Genomic DNA, 22,582 nt, shown 5'->3' with positions numbered 1-22,582 from the left:
GCGGTGGTCAGTACCGCGGCGTGAAGGAGCCGGCCGGTGCGGCCGTGGGGGCGACGGCGAAGGGGACCTGGACGGGCACGGACTCCACGCCGTCCGCGTCGACGGCGACGGCCTCGACCAGGTGCGGGCCCTCGGGCCAGGGCAGACCCGGCTCCCAGGACCAGGTCCCGTCCGGCCGTACGCCGTTCATCCCCAGCAGTGCGCCGTTCCCGCGGAAGCGGACCTGTACGGCGCCGGGGGCGATGCCGCGGAACACGACCGCTGCCCCCGCCACCTGCTGGTGTGCGGCGGGCAGGGAGACGACCGGCGGGCGCAGGACCGGCGCCGCGGGCCATGCCGCCTGCGCCGCGGGGCCGGGGCCGTCCGGCGGCGGCGTGCCGGGTGCGGCGTCCCGGGTCACCGTGAAGCGGACCTCCGTCGTCGCCGAGTGGAAGCCCGCCCCGTCCACCGCGAAGATCTTGACGCGGTGCTCGCCCTCGGCCCACGGCTTGGACGGCGCCCACGACCAGGTGCCGTCGGCGGCGACCGGGGGCGAGGCCAGGAACTTGCCCTTCTCCCACAGGCTCACCCGCACCGCGCCCGGGGCCGTCCCCCTGAAGGGCGTGTCCGTCGGGGGCAGTCGGCCCCCCGCGGCCGGGACCGTCACGACCGGTGGCCGGAAGGCCGCGCCCTCCTTGACCTTGGCGGTCGCGCCGAGGAAGCCGTCGATGGCCGAGGTGTCCCGATCCGGTTCCTCGTAGCCGTGCCGGGTCACACCGAGCCGCGGGGTGATGCCCTCGACCAGCAGGTAGGCGATCCCGAGGAGGGGCGGCACATTGCGCAGGGTGACCTGGTTGTGCTCCCGGACGAACGGGGACTCGCTGTGGATGTAGTTGAAGTGGGGGTAGCGCCGCAGCAGGTCCAGGAAGGGCTCGACCTGGTCCCGGTACTGCTCGTCCTGCGGCGACGACACGAGGTAGATGTTGGCCTCCGGACTGGTGCCCGCCCGCAGCAGGTCGGGGAGGATCGCGTCCAGCACCCGCGCGTTCTCCTCGGGGAGCCCCTCACCGAGCATGGAGCGGCCCACCTTGGGATACACCTCGCGGACGAAGGTGCCGATGCGGAACTGGGGGACGCACGCGACGATGTTCCGGAAGCCGTACCGCAGGCCGAACCAGAGGGCCGCGCTGGCTCCCTTCGAACTGCCCCAGAGGGTGACGTCGTTCGGGGTCAGACCGAGCGCCGACACGACCTTGGTGATCAGGTCGATGACGGACCGCTCGACGGAGAAGTCCATCTCCCGGCACAGGTAGTAGGTCAGTCCCCCGTCGAAACGGTCGCGGATCCACAGGATGTTGGAACGAAGGTCGTCGAGGGTGCCCGTGGACCAGCCGTAGTCGTCCGGCGCCGCGAGGTTGGCGAAGACGACCGTCAGGTGGCGGTTCCCCTTCTTCGCGTGGGCGAAGCGGTACTCGACCGGGTGCGCACCGGACGTGTCGATCCCGGTGATGATCTGGCGCGCCTTCGACGCTGCTTTCGGCATGGGCGGCTTTCCACTCGTGGAGTCGTTGTGATCGGCGGCCGTCGGTACTCAGTACCGCGGCGGAAGGTGACCTGCGGGCACGGAGACGTCCAGAGCCGTGAAGTCGGCCGGGGCCGGAGCGGACTCCACGCCGTGGGCGTCCACCGCGACGACCTCGACCAGGTGCCGGCCCACCGGCCACGGCCAGCCCGGGTCCCAGCCCCAGACGCCGTCCGGCGCGACGGCCGCCGCGCCCAGGAGTACGCCGTTCTGCCTGAATCCCACCTGGACCGCGCCCGGTGCGCTCCCGTGGAAGGCGACCGAGGTTCCCACCTGCTGCCCCGGGCCGGGCACGGAGACGACCGGTGGGGCGGGGGCGGCCGGGCCCGCGACAGGGCCGTCCACCACCGTGAACGGCACCTCGACCCGGCTGGAGTGGAAGCCGGCCGGGTCCACCGCGAAGATCTTGACCAGGTGGTTCCCCGCGGCCCACGGCTTGGCCGGCTGCCAGGACCAGGTCCCGTCGGCCGCGACCTCCGGCGACGCCACGAACTTGCCGTTGCGCCACATGCTCACCCGCACCGCGCCCGGGGCGAGTCCGGCGAAGTGGACGGCGGGGACCGGTACCTCACTGTTGTAGGCCGGGGAGGTGACCACCGGCGGGGCGAAGGCGTCGGTGCCCTGGACCTTCGAGGTGGCGGAGAGGTAGGCGTCGATGCCCGACTGGTCCCGGTCGAACTCCTCGGCGGCGTGGCGCACGAACCCGAGGCGGGGGGCGTAACCGTCCGCCAGCAGGTTCAGCAGGCCGACCAGCGCCGGGACGTTCCGCCTGGTCACCGTGGCGTGGCCGGAGATGGTGGGCGACTCGCTGTACAGGAAGTTGAAGTTCTCGTACCCCTGGAACATGCCGAGGAAGGGCTCCACCTGCACGGCGTAGTGCTCGTCCTGCGGCGAGGACAGGACGTAGATGTTGGCGCCGGGGTTGGCCCGGCTGCGCACCAGGTCGGGCAGGAGGGCGTCCAGGACCCGTGCGTGGTGCGCCGGCGCCCCCTCGCCGAGCATGTAGGCGGAGACCTTCGGGTGTCGCTTCTCCAGGGCGTCGCCGACGAGGAACTGCGGGACGATGGCCACGATGTTCCGGTAGCCGTGGCGCAGTCCGAAGTACAGCGCGGCGCTGCCGCCCTTGGAGCCGCCCCACAGGGTGACCTGGTCCGGGGTGAGCCCGAGCGACCGCATCACGTTGGAGATGAGGGTCTGCACCGATTCCGCCAGGCCGAAGTCCATGTTCCGGCACAGGTAGTAGGCGTTCATCCCGTCGAAGCGGTCACGGATCCACAGGATGTTGGCGCGCACGTTGTCGAAGACGCCGTTGGACCAGCCGTAGTCCTCGGGCGCCGAGAAGTTGGCGAACACCACGACGAGGTGGCGGTTGCCGCTCTTGGCGTGGGAGAACCGGTACTCGACCGGAAACGTCCCCGACGCCTCGATCCCGTTGAACAGCTTCCGCCCGCTCGAGGATGCTTTGGACATGTACGGCACTCCAGTTTCGGGGACAGATCGTCGGATTGGCTCCGAATCACCTGATCGGACATGATGTCGGGATGCCTCTCACGGCCCCCTCGCTCCCGCCCGGCGTTCGCCGCCGCGGCGCACTGATCGCCCTGGTCGCGGTACTCGCCGTGACGGCGGTCCTCGCGGCGGTGCTGGTGCGCACCGCCACGGACGGGACGCGGTCGCCGGCCGCCGGCCGCACTCTGACGGTGGCGACCTGGAACATGTGCGGCGTGCGGCAGTGGGGTTGCGCGGGCACCGGCAGTGGCTCGGAGAAGCGGCGCGCGGTGGAGCGGCTCGTCGACGCCGGGGCCGACGTCGTGCTCCTCCAGGAGGCCTGCGCCACGCATGCGGAGTCGGTGCGCGAGGCCCTCGGTGAGAGCTGGCGGTTGTCCTTCCGGCCCTACACCTGGCGTGACGGCGGCGGGCGGACCGCAGCGATCGACTGCGAGGGGCGCGGCCGGGGCACGGCCGGGCTCGCCGTCCTCTCGGACCGCCCGCTGTCCTCGGTGCGGTCGGTCCCCACGCGCCAGCCCGAGGTCGGGCTGCGGCGCGGCATCCTGTGCGCGACCGTCGCGGCCTTCGACGTCCGGGTGTGCAACGCCCACCTGAGCCTTCCCGGCAGCGACCGGGCGCACCCCGGGCGGGAGTACCGTGACGACCAGTTGAAGGCACTGGTCGCGGCGGTTCCCGGCCGGCGCACGGTTTTCGGCGGCGACTTCAACCTGAGGCCGCCCGGCGCCCGCAACCGGTCCGCCTGGGTGTGGCCCTCCGCCGCCTACGACGCCTTCCGGGAGTGCGACCAGACGTCCGGCACCGACCGGTCGGGCCGTGCGACCCATGTCTCCGGTCACAAACTGGACTATCTCTTCGCCGGGTTGCCTCGGTCCTCCTGCACGGTGCGCGACACCGGGTTCTCCGACCACCGGGCGCTGCTGATGCGGATGCACACCGGCTGAGGCCGTGCCGGAGGGACGCCCGGCCCCTCCTCCGTGGCCGGGGGACGGACCGGACGCCGACGAGGCGGACGAGGGCGCGGTCATGGGGCGCCGGTGCCTTCGGGGGCGGCGCCGCGTGGCCGGGTGCCGCCGTCGGGGCGGATCGCCGGCGTCATACGATCGCGCCTTCGTAGGTCCGGCCTTCGGTGGCCGGTGCCTGCCCGAACGTCTCGGCCGGCTGGTCGGACCCGGCGGGCGTGAGCCGCGGCAGGTGCGGGTGGTGCTGCGGCACGTGCGGGTGCTGCTGCGGCACGTGCACCTGCCGCGGCGCGGTGGCGTGCGCGGGACCGGGCTGCGCGGGAACCGCCCCGGCCGCCTCCGTCTCGGCGGTCCGGGCCCGCACCGGCCGGCGCGGCGCGGTGAACCAGCTGCCGGCCACGCCCCGCACCGGTGTCATGGCCCGCCCGGCCTGCCCGGTGTCGACGGTTCCGACGGCCGGTGCGTGCGCCTGGCCGGGCGCCAGGTCGCCGCCCGCCACCAGCATCCGGTCGGCGAGGCGCGCGGAGGCGTACCCGTCGTCGAGGTCGCAGAACTCGCGCTGGAACCAGCGGTACCGCTCGGCGTAGGCGTCCTGGATCCGGTCGATCTGCTCGACGGCCGACACCAGGTCCTCGGAGGTGTCCAGGAGCGGCCCCGGGGCGCTGCTCGCGAAGTCGAAGTAGAAGCCGCGCAGGGTGTCGCGGTAGTGGTCGAGGTCGTAGGTGAAGAAGAGGATCGGCCGTCCGGTGTTGACGTAGTCGAACATCAGGGAGGAGTAGTCCGTGATCATGATGTCCGTGATCAGGGAGAGGTCGGCCATGTCGGGATAGTCGGAGACGTCGAAGACGAACCCGTCGCCGGCGCCCGGGACCGGGTCCACGACGTTGGGGTGACGGCGGACCAGGAGCACGTGCTCGGCGCCGAGCCTGGCGCGGGCGTCCTCCAGGTCGATGCGGAAGTCCAGCTTGTACTTGCCGGGCGCGTAGTACTGGTCGTCGCGCCACGTGGGCGCGTACATCACGACCCGCTTGCCGTCGGGCAGGCCGATCCGGCGCCGGATCTCCTGCTCGCGCTGCTCGGTGCCGGACAGGCGCAGGATGTCGTTGCGCGGGTAGCCGGACTCCACCATTTCGCCGGGGAAGCCGAAGGCGCGCTGGAGGATCGGGGTGGAGAAGCTGTTGGGCGAGACCAGCATGTCCCAGTTCCGCACCTCCTTCTCGACCCGTTCCAGGTAGCGCTGGTCGGCGAAGTGGATGGACTCGATGTCGTGCCCGATCTTCTTCAGCGGGGTGCCGTGCCAGGTCTGGACGACGATCTGGCCGTCGCGCTTGTGGAACCAGTCCGGGAGGTGGTTGTTGGCGACGACGTACCGGCTGGTGGCGAGGGCCTCGTACCACTCGGGCGACCACATGCGGATCGGGATCGCGGTGTGCGGCACCTCCACCTGGTCGTCGCGGACCACCCACAGGTGTTCGAGGTCGGTACCGCGCCGGAGCAGTTCCTCGTGCAGGGCCCGGGGGCTGTCCGAGTACTGGGTGCCCTTGAAGGCGTCGAAGAGGATCGCGGGGCGCACCCGCTGCCGGCGGGCCGCCGGATACGCCTTGGTGCGCAGCAGCTTCTGACGGTACGGGCCGCGGGCGTGGTCGGGCATGGCCGAGTGCACGAGCAGGGACAGCCGGTCGTAGGCCTCGGCCTGGAGGTCGTAGCGCCGCTCGTCCGCCTCGTACTCCTCGGGGAGGGCGGTGATGAGGTCCTGTTCGGTCTTCAGCATCAGGTCTTCGAGACGGTCCTCGCGGGCCACCGCCGACAGGTCCTGCCGCCGCAGGAAGAAGTCCCAGCGGCCGGCCGCGAGCGGGATGCCGCCGGCCAGGGTGCGCATGGCGGCCGGGCGGACGACGGTCCGGAACGCGTTGCCGTTCCACTCCAAGGGGACCGCGCGCTCCGCGCCGTGCGCCCGTGAGCGGACCACCAGGTGTGCGTCCTGGTACTCCCGCGGCGACAGCCGGTCCGCGGCCAGGTACCGGCCGTGGAGCTCCAGCGCACCGTCCTCGCGCCAGGTGAACGCCGTCGTCGTGGGCAGGGTGGCCCGCTCGAAGAGCACCAGGTAACCCGAGCCGTTGCGGTGGACCACGACCTCCCGGTCGCCCTCGCGGGTCTGCAGCGCGGCGGGCATGCGGTAGTGCCCGTCCGGGGTCTCCTCCGCCATGACGGGGTAGATGGCCGTCTTGCGGCCCTCCACGTGGAGGGTCGTCTTCCAGCCGTTGCTGCCCATGCTCCACGACTGCGGGATGTCCGTGTCGGCCTGGGCGTCGGCCCGGAAGGCCGGCACCAGCGAGCGCAGCGGCAGCCTGGCCGCGAAGGTGCACCAGCCCTCGCCGCCCGGGGTGAAGTACACCCGGCCGTCGTGCTGGCCCGCGCCGCTCAGGCTGGTGACGCGGAGCTTGCCCCACTCGGGCACCTTCGGGCCGAGGTACACGCCGCGGAGCTCCAGCTGGTCGCCGACCACCCGGTGGGCCGTGATCCGGCAGCGCACGACCTCCACCCGCAGCTTCAGCTTGCCCTGGAGGAAGACCGGGAGGATGCGGGTGTTCTTGTCGACGTACCGGTACGGCGGGTTCGCCGCGCTGCCCGCGCCGCCCCGGTCGATGCCGCGGTAGCGGAACAGTCCGCGGCTGAGGACGCCGGTGGCCACGTCCCAGGTCCCCTCGGCCCACTGGCCCTTGCGCTTGAGGCGGGTGGTGTCGATGCGGGTCTCGAAGCCGGCCCAGTCGTAGCAGTAACGATTCTGGTTGGAGGATTCGGTGGCCTGCGGCGCGTAGGTGGTCTTCGCCGCGGTGATCACCATGCGCCCCTGCTTCTTGTTCCGCAGGGCGATCGCCTTCACCGACATGTGCCGTTTGTGCACGTTGATGTAGCGCACGTACGCGGTGCCGGTGAGGGTCAGCAGGTGGCCGTTGGTGCTCCAGCGGGCGCCGCTGAGCGAACCGTGCAGGGAGAGTTCCTTGTCGAGGCGGAACGCCTTCTTGTCGAGGCCGACCCCGCGGTCCCCGAGGTAGGGGTACTTGAGATAGCGGTGGAAGCGCCGCTGGACCGGCATCGGCCCGCCGCGGCGCTCGAAGTCGATGACCTCCAGCAGCTCGGCCAGCCGCCATTCGCGCACCAGGAGCCACTTGACTCGGGCGTCCGCGGGGAGTTCGTCGATGATGGTGAGGTCGGTCTCGTCGAGGAACTCGTTGGCCCACCGCATGAACGACTGGCGGTACTCCTCGTCCGCGTCCGGCAGCACCTTGAGGTGCAGCATCAGGTCGGACTTCAGGCAGGCGAGGTCGTACTTGCGCTTGCTCTCCTCGTACTGCCGCGAACGCCGGTCCGCCAGGAAGCGGCTGACCGACTGCACCGCCGCGACCCGGTCGCGCAGGTTGGACAGTTCGGTGTGACGCTGGGTGATCGAGGGCGCGGCCCCGCCCTCGCGCCGGCGCCAGAAGTACACGATGTCGGTGACGACGTCGACCTTGGCGGCCCGGAAGTGGGCGTACATGTTGACCCACGAGTCCTCGTACATGACGCCTTCGGGGAAGGCGATGTAGTGGTAGTCCCAGAAGGACCGCCGGAACATCTTGTTCCAGACCGTGCGGTCGTAGATCAGTGCTTCGAACCTGGTGATGTGCGTGCCGCGCCGGTTCTTCTGCATCGGCCCCTTGTGCAGCGGTGACTGCCACTTCTTGGTGGAGTTCATCATCTGCACGTTGCCCGAGACGAAGTCCGAGTCGGACCCCTCCAGGGTCCGGACCAGCAGCCCGTACGCGTACTCGGGGATGACGTCGTCCCCGTCGACGAAGGCCAGGAACTCGCCCTGGGGGTGCATGGCGCGCAGCCCGGTGTTGCGCGCGTGGCCGGGGCCGTTCGGCTCCTGGCGGATCATGCGGAAGCGCGGGTCGGCGGCGCAGAAGTCGGCGGCGATGCGCGAGGAGCCGTCGGTGGAGCCGTCGTCGACGAGGATCACCTCGAAGTCGCGGAACGACTGGCGCGCGATGGACTCCAGGCATTCGGCGAGATAGGTCTCGACGTCCTGAAAGGGCACGACGATGCTCAGACGCGGATGATCCACCAACTCGCACTCCTACCAAGACATTTCGCCCAACGGGCCACCAACAGTCCGTACCGGACTTCCCACCCCTACCTGGTGCACCCGCGGTCCCCTCAACCGCCTTGGCTTCACCTGACCCCCCGACCGCGAGCGAAGCCCCCTCACTACGGTCACAGGTTCGCCACATCTTATGTCACCCTTAAGGATGGTCAAGGCCAGTTAATGTGGCGTCCATCGCTGTAACGCGCTATGGTTTCCGGCTCGTAAAATCACTGTGCGTAAGCGCATATAGTGCTCGCATCTACATGACCGCATAGTGGACCGGCCTCCCCCCACCCGGGCCCCTGCGACTCCGCCACGCGGAGCCCGTGAGGAGAGGAACCGAACACCATGAGCCATACCGCCACCACGGAGCCTCGGCGTAGCCGCCGGGCCGCGCCGAACGGCGGTCGCCGTGCACCGCGCCGCCGCAGGCGCTGGGGACGGATCGTCCTGCTGTCGTTCCTCGTCCTCCTGCTCGCCGCCGGGGGTACCGGCTACTGGCTCTACAGCGGCCTGAACGGGAACATCGACGGGGTGGACCTGAACGAGGCCCTCGGTGAGGACCGGCCCGAGAAGCTGCCGACCACGGGTCAGAACCTGCTGGTCCTCGGCTCGGACTCGCGGGCCGGCGCCAACGCCTCGCTCGGTACCGGCAAGGTCGCCGGGGCGCGTTCGGACACCGCCCTGGTGGTGCACATACCCGAGGGCCGCAAGCAGGCCGTCGCCGTGAGCATCCCTCGCGACACCCTCGTCACCCGACCGCGGTGCGCCAAAGCGGACGGCTCCGACCTGCCCGAGGCGAAGCGTGTGATGTTCAACTCCGTGTACTCCCTCGCGGGGCCGGCCTGCGTGGTCAAGACCGTGGAGAAGATGTCCGGCGTCCGCATGGACCACTACGTGGAGATCGACTTCGCCGGCTTCAAGGGCCTGGTCGATGCCATCGGCGGGGTGCCCGTCACCATCGACGAGCCCATCAAGGACAGCTCCAGCGGCCTGGACCTGAGCGCCGGCACCCACACGCTGGACGGCACCGAGTCCCTGGCCTTCGTCCGGACCCGGCACGGAGTCGGCGACGGCAGCGACCTCGGCCGCATCGGCCTCCAGCAGCAGTTCCTGGTGGCGCTGCTCAGCGAGGTCAAGAAGCAGGACCTGCTGGGCAGCCCCACGAAGACCTACAGGATCGCCGACACCCTGACCTCCGCGCTCACCACCGACTCCGAACTGGCCTCGCTGACCAGCCTGGCGGAGTTCGGGCGCAGCATGAACGGGGTCGACCCGGCGACGATGGAGACGATCATGCTGCCGGTGGCGTACGACAAGACCGACCCGAACCGGGTCGTCGCCGCCGAGCCGCAGGCGACCGAGCTGTGGAAGGCCGTCCGCTCGGACTCCGAGATCCCCGAGTCGGCCAAGAAGTCCCCCGCGACGGGCGGCTGACCCCGGGCCGTACGACGCGAAGGTGCCGGCCGCTCAGCGCCCGAGGGTGTGCCACCGGGTGAAGGAGAGGCCGGCACCGTCGTCCTGACGGGCCACCTTCGGCGCGCCGTCGGACCCGATCAGCGCCAGCACCACTCGCCCGTGTCCGTCCCGGGCGAGTGCGGGAACGCCCTGGCAGGACTCGCCCAGCGGGTACCACCAGAAGCCACCGGCCTCGTTCTCGGTGCCGCCCATGCCGAGCGTCACGGAGCCGTCCCGCTCCCGGTGGGCGAGCACGACGCAGTCGTAACCGTCCACCGCCGTACGCAGGGACGCGTACCCCTGCCCGGCCGGTGATCCGCCCAGCGCGACCGGCCAGTCGCCCTCCCGCCACGCGGCCGCTCCCGCGCTGTCGGCGTCGGTCCAGAAGAACGTGGCACGGTCCGGCCCGGTCTCCAGCGCGGTGACCGTCCCCGGCAGCGGACGCAGGGCGAAGCCGCGGGGGCCGGTGAAGTCGCCGCCCGGCGCGGTCTGGCGCCAGACGAGGACACCCGACGCGGACGCGGCGCAGACCTCCAGCCGTCCCCCGGCGAGGGCGAGCGGCGCCGGCAGGGCGTCGGTCTCGCCGCCCTGGAGGTCCTCCCAGGCCCGCCACTTGCCGTTCGGCGACTCGCGGCGCAGCGCCAGGCCGCCGTGCGCGTTCCGCACGAAGACGTGCACCGTGCCGTCGGCCGCGACGGCCCCGACCGGCGGTCCGAGCCGGCGGCCCTGCTCCCGGTCCCGGTGCGGGTTGCCGAGTGAACGCCATTCGGTGAAGGCCAGTCCCGTCTGGTACTGGATCGCGTGCACGACGTCCACACCGAGCGCTCCGTCGGCCCGCTCGCGCTCCCTGCGGCCGAGGAAGTGGACGTAGGTGTCCGCGCCCTGCACCACCGTCAGATGGGTCAGTCCGGGCGCGGGCACGACATGCGGTCCGCTCCAGCCGGGGCCGCCCGCGACCGTCTCCGTCCAGCGCACCAGACCGCCGTCGGCGGGTACGTAGAGGCTGAGGCGGCCGTCCTTGCCGAGGGTGAGCCAGTCGCCGTGGGCCGATTCGGGCGCGCCGCCCGGCTCCGGGGTGCCGGGCCCGTCCTGTCGAGCGGTGCCGACGGGGCCTGCCGACTTTCTCCGCATGGGCTGCTGCACCTTCCTGAAGCCCGCCGTGTCACGGACAGGGACCCTAGAACGCGCAACATCATATGTCGTTCGTTCACCAGTTCCCCATGGCGCGGTCACCGGACCTCACCGGACGGCCGCGAAGCCGTCGTGGGGGCGTCGCGGCGCGGTCAGACGGCCTGCCAGGGACCGAGCGCGAGACCCGGTTCGTCCTTGCGCCGGGTGAGCCGGAGCTCGCCGGTGGACGGACAGAGCGTGGCCGCCACCAGTCGCTCGTCGGCGTCAAGGGCCAGGGACACCAACGCGTCGGCCGGCAGCGCGGGGCCCGACTCCGTCCACTGCGCGCCCATCACCTCCTGCTCCGACGGGTACGCGGCGAAGACGACCCGTCCGGTGTCCGTCGAGCGCTGGGCGACCAGCGTGCAGTCGTGGCCGTCGATGACGCAGCGGACGGCCGCGACCGGGCCCGGGCCGGCGGCGGTCACCAGGGGCACCGGCTTGTCGCCGGGGCGCCAGGCGCAGAGCTCGCCGCTGTCGGCGTCGGTGAAGAAGACGGTGGTGCGCTCCGGGGATGTGGCGAGTGCGCGCAGCGAGCCCGGGCGGGCCGCAGTCGCCACCGACTCCACCAACTCGAACTTGACGCCGGGCTTTTCCTGGCGCCAGTGCAGGATCGCACCAGGGGCGGTCGCGTACACCTCAATACGTCCGCCCTTGCCCGCCGCGGCGACGGGCACGTCCTGTAGCTGCCTGCCCCTCAAGTCACGCCACGGGCCCCAGCCGCCCCTCTGCTTCTGGGCGCGCATGCTGAGCCCTCCGCTGTCGTTGCGCACGAAAACGTGTGCGCGGCCCTGGGCGTCGACCGCGACGACGGGCGTACCGGTCCGGTCGCCGGCGTCGTTCGGATGGCCGAGGGGTTCCCAGTCCAGGGCGGCCAGCAGGGGCCGAAAGTGAGTGGAGTGCACCACACTGGACTCGCCGGACGCCGTGGGCAGCCAGGAGACCAGGTGCACATAGGCGTCGGCACCCTGACCTATCGCCGGACCGGGAAGCAGCCGCTGATCCCCGCCCACCTTGCGCGGGACCTCCCAGGGACCGCCTGGCGCGCGCTCAGCGCGACACAGCACCGCTTCATTGGACATCTGATAGACGCTGAGTCGGCCGTCCCGACCGCGTATGAGCCACTCACCATTCACCGAATCACTCTAAGACGTCGTTTCTTATGGCGTGACAGTTCGTTGATCCGTGCATGACGGATCTCGTGGAGCGACTGGTGCCGGACGAGTTGTGGGTGCTGTTCAGGCAGGTGGTACCACCGACTGAAGTGATACGTCCGCAGGGCGGCGGTCGACGCCCGAGCAGGTGACCGCGAGGCCCTGGCGGCGATCATCTTCGTGGCGACCTCAGGCTGCACCTGGCGGCAGCTGCCGCCGGTGTTCGGCCCGGCCTGGCCCACGGTCTACCGCCGGTTCGCCCAGTGGAGCCGGGATCGGGTCTGGGCCAGGCTCTACCGCGTGATCCTCGACGAACTCGGAGCGCGAGGCGAACTGGACTGGTCCCGGTGCGCGATCGACTCGGTCAGTCTGCGGGCCGCAAAAGGGGGCCATTGACGGGGCCGAATCCGACCGACCGCGGCAAACCGGGATCGAAAATCCACCTGATCTGTGACCGCAACGGACTACCGCTGTCCCTGGGCATCTCCGGCGCGAACATGCACGACAGCCAGGGCCTGGAGCCGCTCGTCCGGGGCATCCCGCCCATCCGCTCCCGCCGCGGACCCCGGCGCCGGAAGCCGGCGAAACTGCACGCCGACAAGGGTTACGACTACGGCCACCTGCGGCGATGGCTGCGCCAGCGGGGCATTCGCCCTCGCATCGCCCGCAAGGGCATCGAGTCCTCACAACGGCTGGGCCGGCACCGCTGGGTGGTCGAGCGAACCGTGTCCTGGCTGGCCGGCTGCCGAAGGCTCCACCGCCGCTACGAACGCAAGGCCGAACACTTCCTCGCCTTCGTCGGCATAGCCGCAGCCCTCATCGGCTTCTGAAGACTGGCAGGCTGAGACGCCGGTTATCCGATGAACTGTTCCGTCGTCTGGCGATACTGCTTTGTTCGATCTTCCGTCAGTTTCCACAGAGCAGGAAGACCGCCCTCCCGCATCCGGGCTTCCGCCTCTTGCTGGCACGCTGCCTCGAAGCGGAGCAGGCTGTCGAAGGAGCCGATACGGACGGCGGTCGGCCAGGATGCCGCCGCCTTCGAGGCAAACTCCAGGGTCTTCGCTGACGTAATGTTCTGGTGCTTCGGCCTGGTCAGCACCACCGTGCCGAAGACCAGAGATGACCATCCTTTGACAAAGGCGTGGCCGGCGAGATCTGCCGGATACCTGGCATCCAGGGACCAACTCTCGGCGAACGCAGAGCCGAGCAAGTTGTCATCGAGCCCTCGACCGTCGAGAAACGCTGTGATGTTCTCCAGCCCCGCCATGATCGGGTTGTAGTGGTCAAGCAGGGCAGATCGCGTGGTCAGTACCTGCACGGCTCCGCCCAGCCGGATGGCTGCGGCGCAACACAGCGCCGTTCCCGCAGCGTCAAACGCCTCGTCCACGATCCCCCACCCCTTGCCCAACCCCAGCGATGGCCCCTCGGCACGATAACCGCAAGAGCGCCATAAAAAACGACGTCTAAGCCGCCGCGCGCACGCGCTCGCCCGGAGCATGCGACCCTGCCTTCCATGAGCGCCCCCACGAGCGACGGCTCCTCCCTCCTCAGTCTCCTCGTGATCGTCGACGCCGCGAACGTGGTCGGGTCGGTGCCGGACGGTTGGTGGCGGGACCGGCGCGGGGCGGCGGAGCGGTTGCGGGACCTCCTGGCGTCGCAGGGTGTACCGGGGCGGCCCGGCCCGGTGGAGGTCGTCCTCGTCGTCGAGGGCGCGGCCTGCGGGGTGGACTCCGTGCCCGGCGTGCGGGTGGAGTCGGCCCCCGGCAGCGGGGACGACCACATGGTCGACCTGGTCGCCGCGGTCTCGGGGGAACGTGCCGTCCTGGTCGTGACGGCCGACCGGGAGCTGCGCCGCCGGGTGACGGAGCTGGGCGCCGAGGTGGCGGGGCCGCGGACGGTGCGGCCCACGTGACACCGCCCGGCGGGACGTACGCGGTCCCGTGGGACGTACCTGCTCCGGCCCGCGCGACCGCGTACGCGTCCGGCCCGGCAGTCCCCGTGCAGGGGGACGTACCGGGCCGGAGTGGCAGGTGACCGGGGTGATCACACCGCGGCGCCACCCCCGGGCGGCTTCGACGGGCCGTCGGCCGGTGTCTCCTCGCCGAGAGCCATGCGGCTGTGGGTGCGGCTGTAGAGGAAGTACACGACGACGCCGATCGCCATCCAGACGCCGAACCGCACCCAGGTCTCGGCGGGCAGGTTCAGCATCAGCCACAGCGAGGCGGCGACCGACACGATCGGGAGCACCGGCACCAGCGGGGTGCGGAAGGCCCGGGGCAGGTCGGGGCGGGTCCGGCGCAGGATGATCACACTGATCGCGACGATGACGAACGCGAACAGCGTGCCGATGTTCACCAGCTCGGCCAGCTCGCTGAGGCTGGTGAAACCCGCGACGATCGCGATGATCACGCCGAGCAGGATGGTCGGCCGGTACGGGGTCCGGAACTTCGGGTGGACGCGGGAGAAGAAGCGGGGCAGCAGTCCGTCCCGGCTCATCGCGAAGAACACCCGGGTCTGGCCGAGCAGCAGGATCATGCAGACCGTGGTCAGGCCGACGGCGGCGCCGAAACTGATCACACCCGCGAAGAAGGGGTGCCCGGTGGACTTGAACGCGTCGGCGAGCGGGGCGTCGACGGACAGCTCGCTGTAGTGCTGCATGCCGGTGACGACGATGGAGACGGCGACGTACAGCGCGGTGCAGATGAACAGGGAGCCGAGGATGCCGCGGGGCATGTCGCGCTGCGGGTTGCGGGTCTCCTCGGCGGCGGTGGCGACGATGTCGAAGCCGATGAAGGCGAAGAAGACGACCGAGGCCGCGGTGAAGATGCCCATCACGCCGAAGTTGGCCGGCGCCCACCCGAACATCAGCTGGATCAGGGGCGAGTCGAGGCCCGCACCAGCCTCCACGGGCTTCGACTCCGGGATGAAGGGGTCGTAGTTGGAACCCTTGATGAAGAAGGCGCCCGCGATGATCACGATGAGGACGACGGTCACCTTGATGGCGACCACGATCGAGGTGATCCGCGCCGACAGCTTCATGCCGAGGACGAGGATGCCGGTGAGCACCAGCACCAGGCCGGCGGCGAGGATGTCGAAGCCGAAGCCCTCGGCCCCGTCCCGGCCGCTGAGGGCCTCGGGGAACGTCACGCCGGCGTTCTCGAAGAACGAACGGATGTAGCCCGACCAGCCGACGGCCACCACCGCCGTCCCGAGCGCGAACTCCAGGACCAGGTCCCAGCCGATGATCCAGGCGGGCAGTTCGCCGAGTGAGGCGTAGGAGAAGGTGTACGCGGAGCCCGCCACCGGAACCGTGGAGGCGAACTCGGCGTAGCAGAGCGCGGCGAGCGCGCAGACGACACCGGCGACGACGAACGCCAGGGCCGTGGAGGGTCCGGCGTTGTCCTTGGCGACGGTGCCGGTCAGTACGAAGATGCCGGTGCCGATGATGACACCGACACCGAAGACGGTCAGATCCAGCGCGGACAGGGATTTCTTGAGCGCGTGCTCCGGTTCCTCCGTGTCACGGATGGACTGCTCGATCTTCTTGGTCCTGAAGAGACTGCTGCTCACGGGGGTTACCTCCGACGCTTGTCGTCCCCGACATGATCGAGAGGGGGGCGTACTGCGTATGCCCCGGCGTGAGCGGATTCACGCGGATGGGCAGGTTTCACCACCGCAACGAGTGGAGAAACTGCCCATCCGGTCGTACGTCAGTCGCGCGCGGCCTCCACCGAGTCCACCTCGGCGCCCGTGCGCTCGTACCGGCCGTCGAGCTTGGCGACCAGACCGGTGACCTGTCGGGCGATGTCCGGGGCGGTGAGTCCGATCTCGGCCAGCACCTCGGCGCGGGAGGCGTGGTCGAGGAAGCGCGGCGGGATGCCGAAGTCGCGCAGCGGTACGTCGACGCCCGCGTCGCGCAGGGCCTGGGCGACGGCGGAGCCCACGCCGCCGACGCGCGAGTTGTCCTCGACGGTGACGACCACGCGGTGGCGCTCGGCGAGCGGGGCCATGGCCTCGTCGACGGGCTTGACCCAGCGCGGGTCCACGACGGTCGTGGAGATGCCCTGCTTGTTCAGCAGGTCCGCCACCTCCAGGCACATCGGCGCGAGGGCGCCGACGGAGACCAGGAGCACGTCGGGCGTGTCGGTGCCGGGGGCACGCAGCACGTCCATGCCGCCGACGCGGCCTACGGCGGGTACGGCGGGGCCGACGGCGCCCTTGGAGAAGCGCACCACGGTCGGCGCGTCGTCCACCTCGACGGCCTCGCGCAGCTGGGCGCGGACCTGGTCGGCGTCGCGCGGGGCGGCGAGGCGCAGGCCGGGCACGACCTGGAGGATCGACATGTCCCACATGCCGTTGTGGGAGGCGCCGTCGGTGCCCGTGACACCCGCGCGGTCCAGCACGAAGGTGACGCCGCACTTGTGCAGGGCCACGTCCATCAGCACCTGGTCGAAGGCGCGGTTGAGGAAGGTGGCGTACACCGCGAAGACCGGGTGCACTCCCCCGTGGGCGAGGCCGGCCGCGGAGACGGCGCCGTGCTGCTCGGCGATGCCGACGTCGTAGACGCGGTCGGGGAAGGCCTTGGCGAACTTGTCGAGGCCGACCGGCTGGAGCATGGCGGCGGTGATGGCGACGACGTCCTCGCGCTCCTCGCCGATCTTCACCATCTCCTCGCCGAAGACGCTGGTCCAGTCGGCGCCGGAGGTGGAGATGGGCAGGCCCGTGTCGGGGTGGATCTTGCCGACGGCGTGGAAGCGGTCGGCCTCGTCCTGGAGGGCGGGCTGGTAGCCGCGGCCCTTCTCGGTGAGGCAGTGCACGATGACCGGGCCGCCGAAGCGCTTGGCGCGCGTGAGGGCGGACTCCAGGGCCTCCAGGTCGTGGCCGTCGATCGGGCCGACGTACTTCAGGCCGAGGTCCTCGAACATGCCCTGCGGGGCGATGAAGTCCTTCAGGCCCTTCTTGGCGCCGTGCAGGGTGTCGTAGAGCGGGCGGCCGACGACCGGCGTGCGCTCCAGGACCTCCTTGGTGCGGGCCAGGAAGCGCTCGTAGCCGTCGGTGGTGCGCAGGGTCGCCAGGTGGTTGGCGAGGCCGCCGATGGTGGGGGCGTAGGAGCGCTCGTTGTCGTTGACGACGATGACGAGGGGGCGGTCCTTGGCGGCGGCGATGTTGTTCAGCGCCTCCCAGGCCATGCCGCCGGTGAGGGCGCCGTCGCCGATGACCGCGACGACGTGGCGGTCGCGGCCGAGGACCTCGTTCGCCTTGGCCAGGCCGTCGGCCCAGCCGAGGACCGTGGAGGCGTGGCTGTTCTCGATGACGTCGTGCTCGGACTCGGCCTGCGAGGGGTAGCCGGACAGGCCGCCCTTCATCTTCAGCCGGGAGAAGTCCTGCCGGCCGGTGAGCAGCTTGTGCACGTAGGACTGGTGTCCCGTGTCCCAGAGCACCTTGTCGCTCGGCGAGTCGAAGACGCGGTGCAGGGCGAGGGTGAGTTCCACCACGCCGAGGTTGGGGCCCAGGTGGCCGCCGGTCTTGGAGACGGCGTCGACGAGGAAGGTGCGGATCTCCTCTGCCAGCCGGTCCAGCTCTTCCAGGCTGAGCCGGTCCAGATCGCGCGGTCCCGTGATGCGGGTCAGCAGCGGCACCCGTGCCTCCTTGCAGTAGAGCTGTTGCCGGGCTTGTCGAGTCTAATGTTCCGCCGTGGCGGAACGTGTCCGGGCGGTGCGTCGTACGTCACGCGTTCGGCCTTACCCATCGGCGCTCCGTTCTACGACTTCCCCGGAGGGCCGCGCGACGGATGCCCCCGGCCCCGGCGTGACGGACAGGGCGCGGGCGGACGGCGAACCGCCCGCCCGGGTGCTGGACCCGGGCGGGCGGTGGTGGAGCGGAGACGGCCGCGGCGGGCGCCTAGGCGCGGCCGGCCGTCTTCTGCGTCTTGCGGGTGACCGCGTCGATGACGACGGTCGCCAGCAGCACGCCACCGGTGATCATGTACTGGACCGGCGAGGCGATGCCCTCCAGGGCGAGGCCGTACTGGATCGAGATGATCACCATCACACCGAGCAGCGCGTCCCAGGTGCGGCCGCGGCCGCCGAAGAGGGACGTGCCGCCGATGACGGCCGCGGCGATGACGTTCATCAGGAACTCACCGGTGCCCGCGCCCTGGTTGGCGGAGGCGATCTTCGAGGCCACGAAGAGGCCGCCGATCGCGGCGAAGGTGCCGGCGATCGCGAAGACCGAGATCCGGACCAGCTCCACGTTGATGCCGGCGCGCCGGGACGCCTCGACGCTGCCGCCCAGGGCGAAGATCTTGCGACCGTAGGCGGTGCGGCGCAGCACGAAGTCGGTGAGCAGCAGGAACGCCAGGAAGATCACGACGGCCAGGGGCAGGCCCTTGTACTGGTTGAAGACGATCGCGACGGCGAAGGCCAGCACGGCGAGGAGCACCGTGCGCACGATCAGCTCGTTCAGCGGGCGGGAGGGGACCCCCGCGGCCGCACGGCGGCGGTTGTCGAAGAACGCGGTGAGGAAGTAGCCCGCGGTGACGACGATCGCCAGACCGTAGGCGGCGGCCACGTCGGTGAAGTAGTAGCTGGTCAGCTTGACGACCACACCGTCGGCGTCCAGGTTGATCGTGCCGTTGCTGCCGAGGATCTGCAGCATGAAGCCCTGCCAGAACAGCAGGCCGGCCAGGGTCACGGCGAAGGCCGGGACACCGATCTTCGCGAAGACGAAGCCGTGGATGGCGCCGGCCACGGTGCCCGTGAGGACGGCCAGCACCAGGGCGAGTATCTCGTTCATCCCGTGCGTGACGCTGAGCACCGCGAAGGTGGCGCCCGCGACACCGCTGACCGAGCCGACCGACAGGTCGATCTCGCCGAGCAGCAGCACGAAGACGATGCCGACGGCGATCATGCCGGTGCCGACCATGGCGACCGACATGTCGGAGAAGTTGCCGGCGGTGAGGAAGTTGGAGTTCAGGCTGGTGAAGATGGCCCAGATGACCAGCAGACCGACGACGACCGGGATGGACCCGAGGTCACCGGCCTTCATCTTCCGCTTGAACTCGCCCAGGTAGCCCGCGAAGCCCTGCTCGCGCACCAGCAGCCGGGGGTCGACCGCGGCGACCGCGGCGGGTGCGGCTTCCGGGTTCGCCGCCGCGCTGTCCGCGGCGGGGGTGGAGGTCTTGTCGATGCTCACTTCTTGATCTCCCCATTGGTGCGCGCCGCACGACGGGTCACGGCGTTCTCCGTGGCGCCCGTGATGGCGGAGATGATCTCCTCCTGCGAGGTCGACTTGACCTCGAAGACGCCGTTGTTGCGCCCGAGGCGCAGGACGGCCACCTTGTCGGCGACCGCCTTCACATCGGCCATGTTGTGGCTGATGAGGATGACGGCGTGACCGCGCTCGCGCAGCCGCTCGACGAGGTCGAGGACCTGGGCGGTCTGCTCGACGCCGAGGGCGGCGGTGGGCTCGTCGAGGATGACCAGCTTGGGCTCGCCGAGCATCGAGCGGGCGATCGCCACGACCTGACGCTGGCCGCCGGAGAGCGAGGCGATCGGGATGCGGACGCTGGGGATGCGGATGGACAGCGTGTCCAGCAGCTCGCGGGACCGGCGCTCCATCTCCACCTCGTCCAGGACACCGCGCTTGCGGATCTCCCGGCCCAGGTAGAGGTTGCCGACGACGTCGATGTTGTCGCACAGCGCGAGGTCCTGGTAGACGGTCGCGATGCCGAGGTTCTGGGCGTCGTGGGGCCTGTTGATGGCGACGGCCTTGCCGTCCCACTCGATGGCGCCCTCATCGATGGGGTGCACGCCGGCGATCGTCTTGACCAGCGTGGACTTTCCGGCTCCGTTGTCGCCCACCAGGGCGACCACCTCACCGGCGTGGACCTCAAGCTCTACGTCGGTGAGCGCCTGGACGGCACCGAATCGCTTGGAGACCCCGCGCAACGCCAGCACGGGCGTAGCGGACACGTGAACCATCTCCTTCGCCGCCTGACCCGGCGGGAGGTTGTACAGAAAGACTGGGTGGGGGTGCGGGGGTTGCCCGCGGGGGTGTTCCGTCCGGCGCCCCGCGTAGCTTGCGGGGCTGTGAGTGCGGGGCGCCGGAGGAAGCCGTGTGCAGCCGGTCCCGTACGCGCTCAGGCGGTACGGGGGGCGGGTCTGCTTACTTGAGGCCGATCTTGTCGCAGGCCGTCTTGTACTTGCCGCCACAGATCTCGTCGATCGTGTAGAAGCCTTCCTTGATGACGGTCTCGTTGATGTTGTCCTTGGTCAGCGAGACGACCGGGACCAGGACCGTCGGGATGCCCTTGGTGGTGGCGCTGTCGGCCTTGTCCTTGGCGATCGAGTCGAGCGACTCGCCCTTGGCGAGCGCGACGGCCATCTCGCCGGCGACCGCGGCCTCCTGCGGGTAGGACTTGTAGACGCTCATGTACTGCTCACCGGTGATGATGCGCTGCACACCCGCGAGTTCGGCGTCCTGGCCGGTGACCGGGATGTCGGCGATGCCGGCGGCCTTCAGGGCGGTGATGATGCCGCCCGCCATGCCGTCGTTGGCGGAGTAGACGCCGACGATCTTGTCCTTGCCGAGGGCGGAGATGGCGCCCTCCATGTTGGCGTTGGCGTTCTCCGGCTTCCACTCCTTGGTGTCGTACTCGCGGCCGACCTTCACCTTGCCGTCGAGGACGGAGTGGGCGCCCTCCTTGAACTGGGCGGCGTTCGGGTCGGTGGAGGAGCCGTTCATCATGACGATCTGGCCGCCCTTGGCCTTGTCGCCCAGCGCCTTCAGGAGAGCCTCGCCCTGCGTCTTGCCGACGGTGACGTTGTCGAACGAGGTGTAGGCGTCGATCGGGCCCTCGGCCAGGCGGTCGTAGGCGACGACCGGGATGCCCGCGTCCTTGGCCTTCTTGATCGAGCCGGCGATGGCCTTGGAGTCCACCGCGTCCACGATCAGCACGTCGACCTTGTTGGTCACCATCGTGTCGACCTGCTGCGACTGCAGCGTGGCGTCCTGCTTGGCGTTGGCGTAGACGACCTCGCCCTTGTTGTTCGTGAGCTCCTTGACCTTCTTCTCGATCAAGGGCTTGTCGAACTTCTCGTAGCGAGCGGTCTGGTTCTCCGGAAGGAGCAGACCCACCTTGATGGCGTCGCCCTTCTTGGCGGCGGAGTCCGACGAGTCCTTCTTGTCGCCGGACTCCTTCGCGCTGCCACAGGCGGCGAGCGAGACGGCCATCGTGGTGGCGGCAACGGCGACGGCGGCACGACGCATACGCGTGTTCACTTCAGAAACCTCCCTGACGAGGCCGCGTCGTTGCGGCCGAGGTGGCTGGAAGTCAACTCGGCCACACGTGCGACGTCAAGAAGTAAATCCTTAACGAGATGACAACGGTGCCATCCGTGCTCTAAGTGAAGGCAGGGGTGGCAGCGGACAGAGCACCGGTCGCACTTCCGTCCAAAAGGGTCGAATCGCCCATCTCGCTGAGCGCGAGGGCAAGCGCTCCGAGCACCTCCGCGCGGCCTCCCAGCGCCCCTGGGAGCACCGAGAGTTGACGCGCCGCGCTGGGGATCGCGTAGCGGCCCACGGACTCCCTGATCGGCCCCAGAACCAGCTCCCCGGCCTCGGCCAGGTCGCCGCCGAGGACGACCCGGCTCGGGTTGAGCAGGTTGCAGAGGTTGGCGACTCCGCTGCCGATGTGGCGGCCCACGTCGGCGATCACCCGGCGGCAGCCCGGGTCGCCCTCCCGCGCCAGCCGCACGACGCCCTCCATGGTCAGGTCGGTGCCGTGGCTCGGCTGGAGGAGCGGCAGGACGTAGCGCGCGGCCGCGAAGGTCTCCAGGCAGCCCCGGTTCCCGCAGCGGCAGACGGGGCCGGACTCGTCCAGCGTGATGTGCCCGATCTCGCCCGCCGTGCCCCCCGGCCCGCGGTAGATCTTGCCGCTGATCACCAGGCCCGCGCCGACACCGCTGGCGACCTTGATGTACGCCAGGTCCCGCACGCCCCTGCCACTGCCCCAGACCAGCTCGCCCAGCGCCCCGAGGTTGGCGTCGTTGTCCACGTGCACCGGCACGCCGAGCCGCCCCCGCAGCTCCTCGGCGGGCTTGGTGCCGCCCCAGCCGGGCAGGATGGCGGTCGAGCCCAGCGTCCCGGACTCCACGTCGATGGGACCAGGCACGCCGAGTCCCACTCCGGCGACCTTGGAGGGGTCGATGCCGGTCGCCGCGATCAGCCGGTTGACCAGCTGTTCCGCCCGGTCGAAGCCCTGCGCGGCGGACGCGTCGACGTCCAGCGGCTCGGACTCCTCGGCGAGCACCTGGTGGGCGAGGTTCCCGACCGCGACGCGCAGGTGCGTGTGCCCGAAGTCCACGCCGATGACGATGCCGGCGTCCCCGCTCAGCGAGACGCTGCGGGCCCGCCGGCCGCCGGCCGAGGTGGGCGTGACCTCGACCGTTCCGCCGTCCTTGAGTTCCCGGACGATGTTCGAGACGGTCGCCGCGGACAGGCCCGTCGTCCTCGCGATCTCCGCCTGCGTGAGCGACCCGGCGAGCCGTACCGCTCGTACGACCCGTTCCAGGTTGGCTCGGTGCAGCGACGACTGCGACCCGGGAGTCTCCACGACGACCTCCTGCGCGCGGGGCCGCTT

The 22,582-nt window shown here is 70.5% G+C and carries 15 protein-coding genes and 1 pseudogene; 4 read left to right on the top strand and 12 right to left on the bottom strand.

The window, feature by feature from the left end; genetic code table 11:
- Positions 1-7: 7 nt before the first annotated feature.
- On the bottom strand, positions 8-1,522 hold the full coding sequence (locus SAM23877_RS27275) for an Ig-like domain-containing protein (RefSeq protein ID WP_053138794.1): 1,515 nt from the start codon (positions 1,520-1,522) through the stop codon (positions 8-10).
- 48 nt (positions 1,523-1,570) lie between these two features.
- The gene (locus SAM23877_RS27270) at positions 1,571-3,031 is read right to left on the bottom strand and encodes a hypothetical protein (RefSeq protein ID WP_053138791.1); all 1,461 of its coding nucleotides are present in this window, start codon (positions 3,029-3,031) and stop codon (positions 1,571-1,573) included.
- Between the two features lie 71 nt (positions 3,032-3,102).
- Here SAM23877_RS27270 and SAM23877_RS27265 point away from each other — a divergent pair, with 71 nt between their 5' ends.
- Positions 3,103-4,011, top strand: coding sequence for an endonuclease/exonuclease/phosphatase family protein (locus SAM23877_RS27265; protein ID WP_053138788.1), 909 nt, complete (start codon positions 3,103-3,105; stop codon positions 4,009-4,011).
- Between the two features lie 151 nt (positions 4,012-4,162).
- Here the strand turns inward: SAM23877_RS27265 and SAM23877_RS27260 are convergent, their stop codons facing one another.
- Entirely contained in the window at positions 4,163-8,140 is a 3,978-nt protein-coding gene (locus tag SAM23877_RS27260) for a bifunctional glycosyltransferase/CDP-glycerol:glycerophosphate glycerophosphotransferase (protein WP_079030470.1), read from the bottom strand.
- Between the two features lie 366 nt (positions 8,141-8,506).
- Between SAM23877_RS27260 and SAM23877_RS27255 the strand changes: the two genes are divergently transcribed.
- Positions 8,507-9,595 (top strand): LCP family protein, encoded by a 1,089-nt coding sequence (locus SAM23877_RS27255; protein WP_053138785.1) that lies wholly within the window; start codon positions 8,507-8,509, stop codon positions 9,593-9,595.
- Positions 9,596-9,628: 33 nt separating this feature from the next.
- Here the strand turns inward: SAM23877_RS27255 and SAM23877_RS27250 are convergent, their stop codons facing one another.
- Positions 9,629-10,747, bottom strand: a complete 1,119-nt coding sequence (locus SAM23877_RS27250) for a PLL family lectin (RefSeq protein WP_053138782.1) — start codon at positions 10,745-10,747, stop codon at positions 9,629-9,631.
- A 152-nt stretch (positions 10,748-10,899) separates the two neighbouring features.
- Complete coding sequence (locus SAM23877_RS27245) at positions 10,900-11,922, bottom strand: PLL family lectin (RefSeq protein ID WP_053138779.1); 1,023 nt, start codon at positions 11,920-11,922, stop codon at positions 10,900-10,902.
- A 53-nt stretch (positions 11,923-11,975) separates the two neighbouring features.
- Between SAM23877_RS27245 and SAM23877_RS37965 the strand changes: the two are divergent.
- A pseudogene (locus SAM23877_RS37965) lies at positions 11,976-12,770 on the top strand (IS5 family transposase).
- Between the two features lie 23 nt (positions 12,771-12,793).
- Here the strand turns inward: SAM23877_RS37965 and SAM23877_RS27230 are convergent.
- Positions 12,794-13,327, bottom strand: coding sequence for a hypothetical protein (locus SAM23877_RS27230; protein WP_159041999.1), 534 nt, complete (start codon positions 13,325-13,327; stop codon positions 12,794-12,796).
- Between the two features lie 126 nt (positions 13,328-13,453).
- Between SAM23877_RS27230 and SAM23877_RS27225 the strand changes: the two genes are divergently transcribed.
- On the top strand, positions 13,454-13,852 hold the full coding sequence (locus tag SAM23877_RS27225; RefSeq protein ID WP_053138770.1) for a PIN domain-containing protein: 399 nt from the start codon (positions 13,454-13,456) through the stop codon (positions 13,850-13,852).
- A gap of 131 nt (positions 13,853-13,983) precedes the next feature.
- On the opposite strand, the gene SAM23877_RS27220 is transcribed toward SAM23877_RS27225, so the two are convergent.
- The 6 genes from SAM23877_RS27220 to SAM23877_RS27195 all read right to left on the bottom strand — a co-directional run bounded on the left by SAM23877_RS27220 (position 13,984) and on the right by SAM23877_RS27195 (position 22,555).
- Complete coding sequence (locus tag SAM23877_RS27220) at positions 13,984-15,510, bottom strand: amino acid permease (RefSeq protein WP_053138767.1); 1,527 nt, start codon at positions 15,508-15,510, stop codon at positions 13,984-13,986.
- A gap of 140 nt (positions 15,511-15,650) precedes the next feature.
- Positions 15,651-17,579: a 1-deoxy-D-xylulose-5-phosphate synthase gene (gene dxs, locus SAM23877_RS27215; RefSeq protein WP_053138764.1), complete on the bottom strand. Its 1,929-nt coding sequence runs from the start codon at positions 17,577-17,579 to the stop codon at positions 15,651-15,653.
- A 262-nt stretch (positions 17,580-17,841) separates the two neighbouring features.
- On the bottom strand, positions 17,842-19,134 hold the full coding sequence (locus tag SAM23877_RS27210; protein ID WP_053138761.1) for a sugar ABC transporter permease: 1,293 nt from the start codon (positions 19,132-19,134) through the stop codon (positions 17,842-17,844).
- Complete coding sequence (locus tag SAM23877_RS27205) at positions 19,131-19,922, bottom strand: ATP-binding cassette domain-containing protein (protein ID WP_053138757.1); 792 nt, start codon at positions 19,920-19,922, stop codon at positions 19,131-19,133. The genes SAM23877_RS27210 and SAM23877_RS27205 overlap by 4 nt, the downstream gene beginning before the upstream one ends.
- A gap of 184 nt (positions 19,923-20,106) precedes the next feature.
- Positions 20,107-21,210: an ABC transporter substrate-binding protein gene (locus SAM23877_RS27200; RefSeq protein WP_053138754.1), complete on the bottom strand. Its 1,104-nt coding sequence runs from the start codon at positions 21,208-21,210 to the stop codon at positions 20,107-20,109.
- Between the two features lie 133 nt (positions 21,211-21,343).
- Positions 21,344-22,555, bottom strand: coding sequence for an ROK family transcriptional regulator (locus SAM23877_RS27195; RefSeq protein WP_053138751.1), 1,212 nt, complete (start codon positions 22,553-22,555; stop codon positions 21,344-21,346).
- Between the last annotated feature and the right edge of the window lie 27 nt (positions 22,556-22,582).

Source organism: Streptomyces ambofaciens ATCC 23877 (assembly GCF_001267885.1).
Lineage (GTDB): Bacteria > Actinomycetota > Actinomycetes > Streptomycetales > Streptomycetaceae > Streptomyces > Streptomyces ambofaciens.
This window is presented reverse-complemented; position numbering and strand designations above follow the sequence as displayed.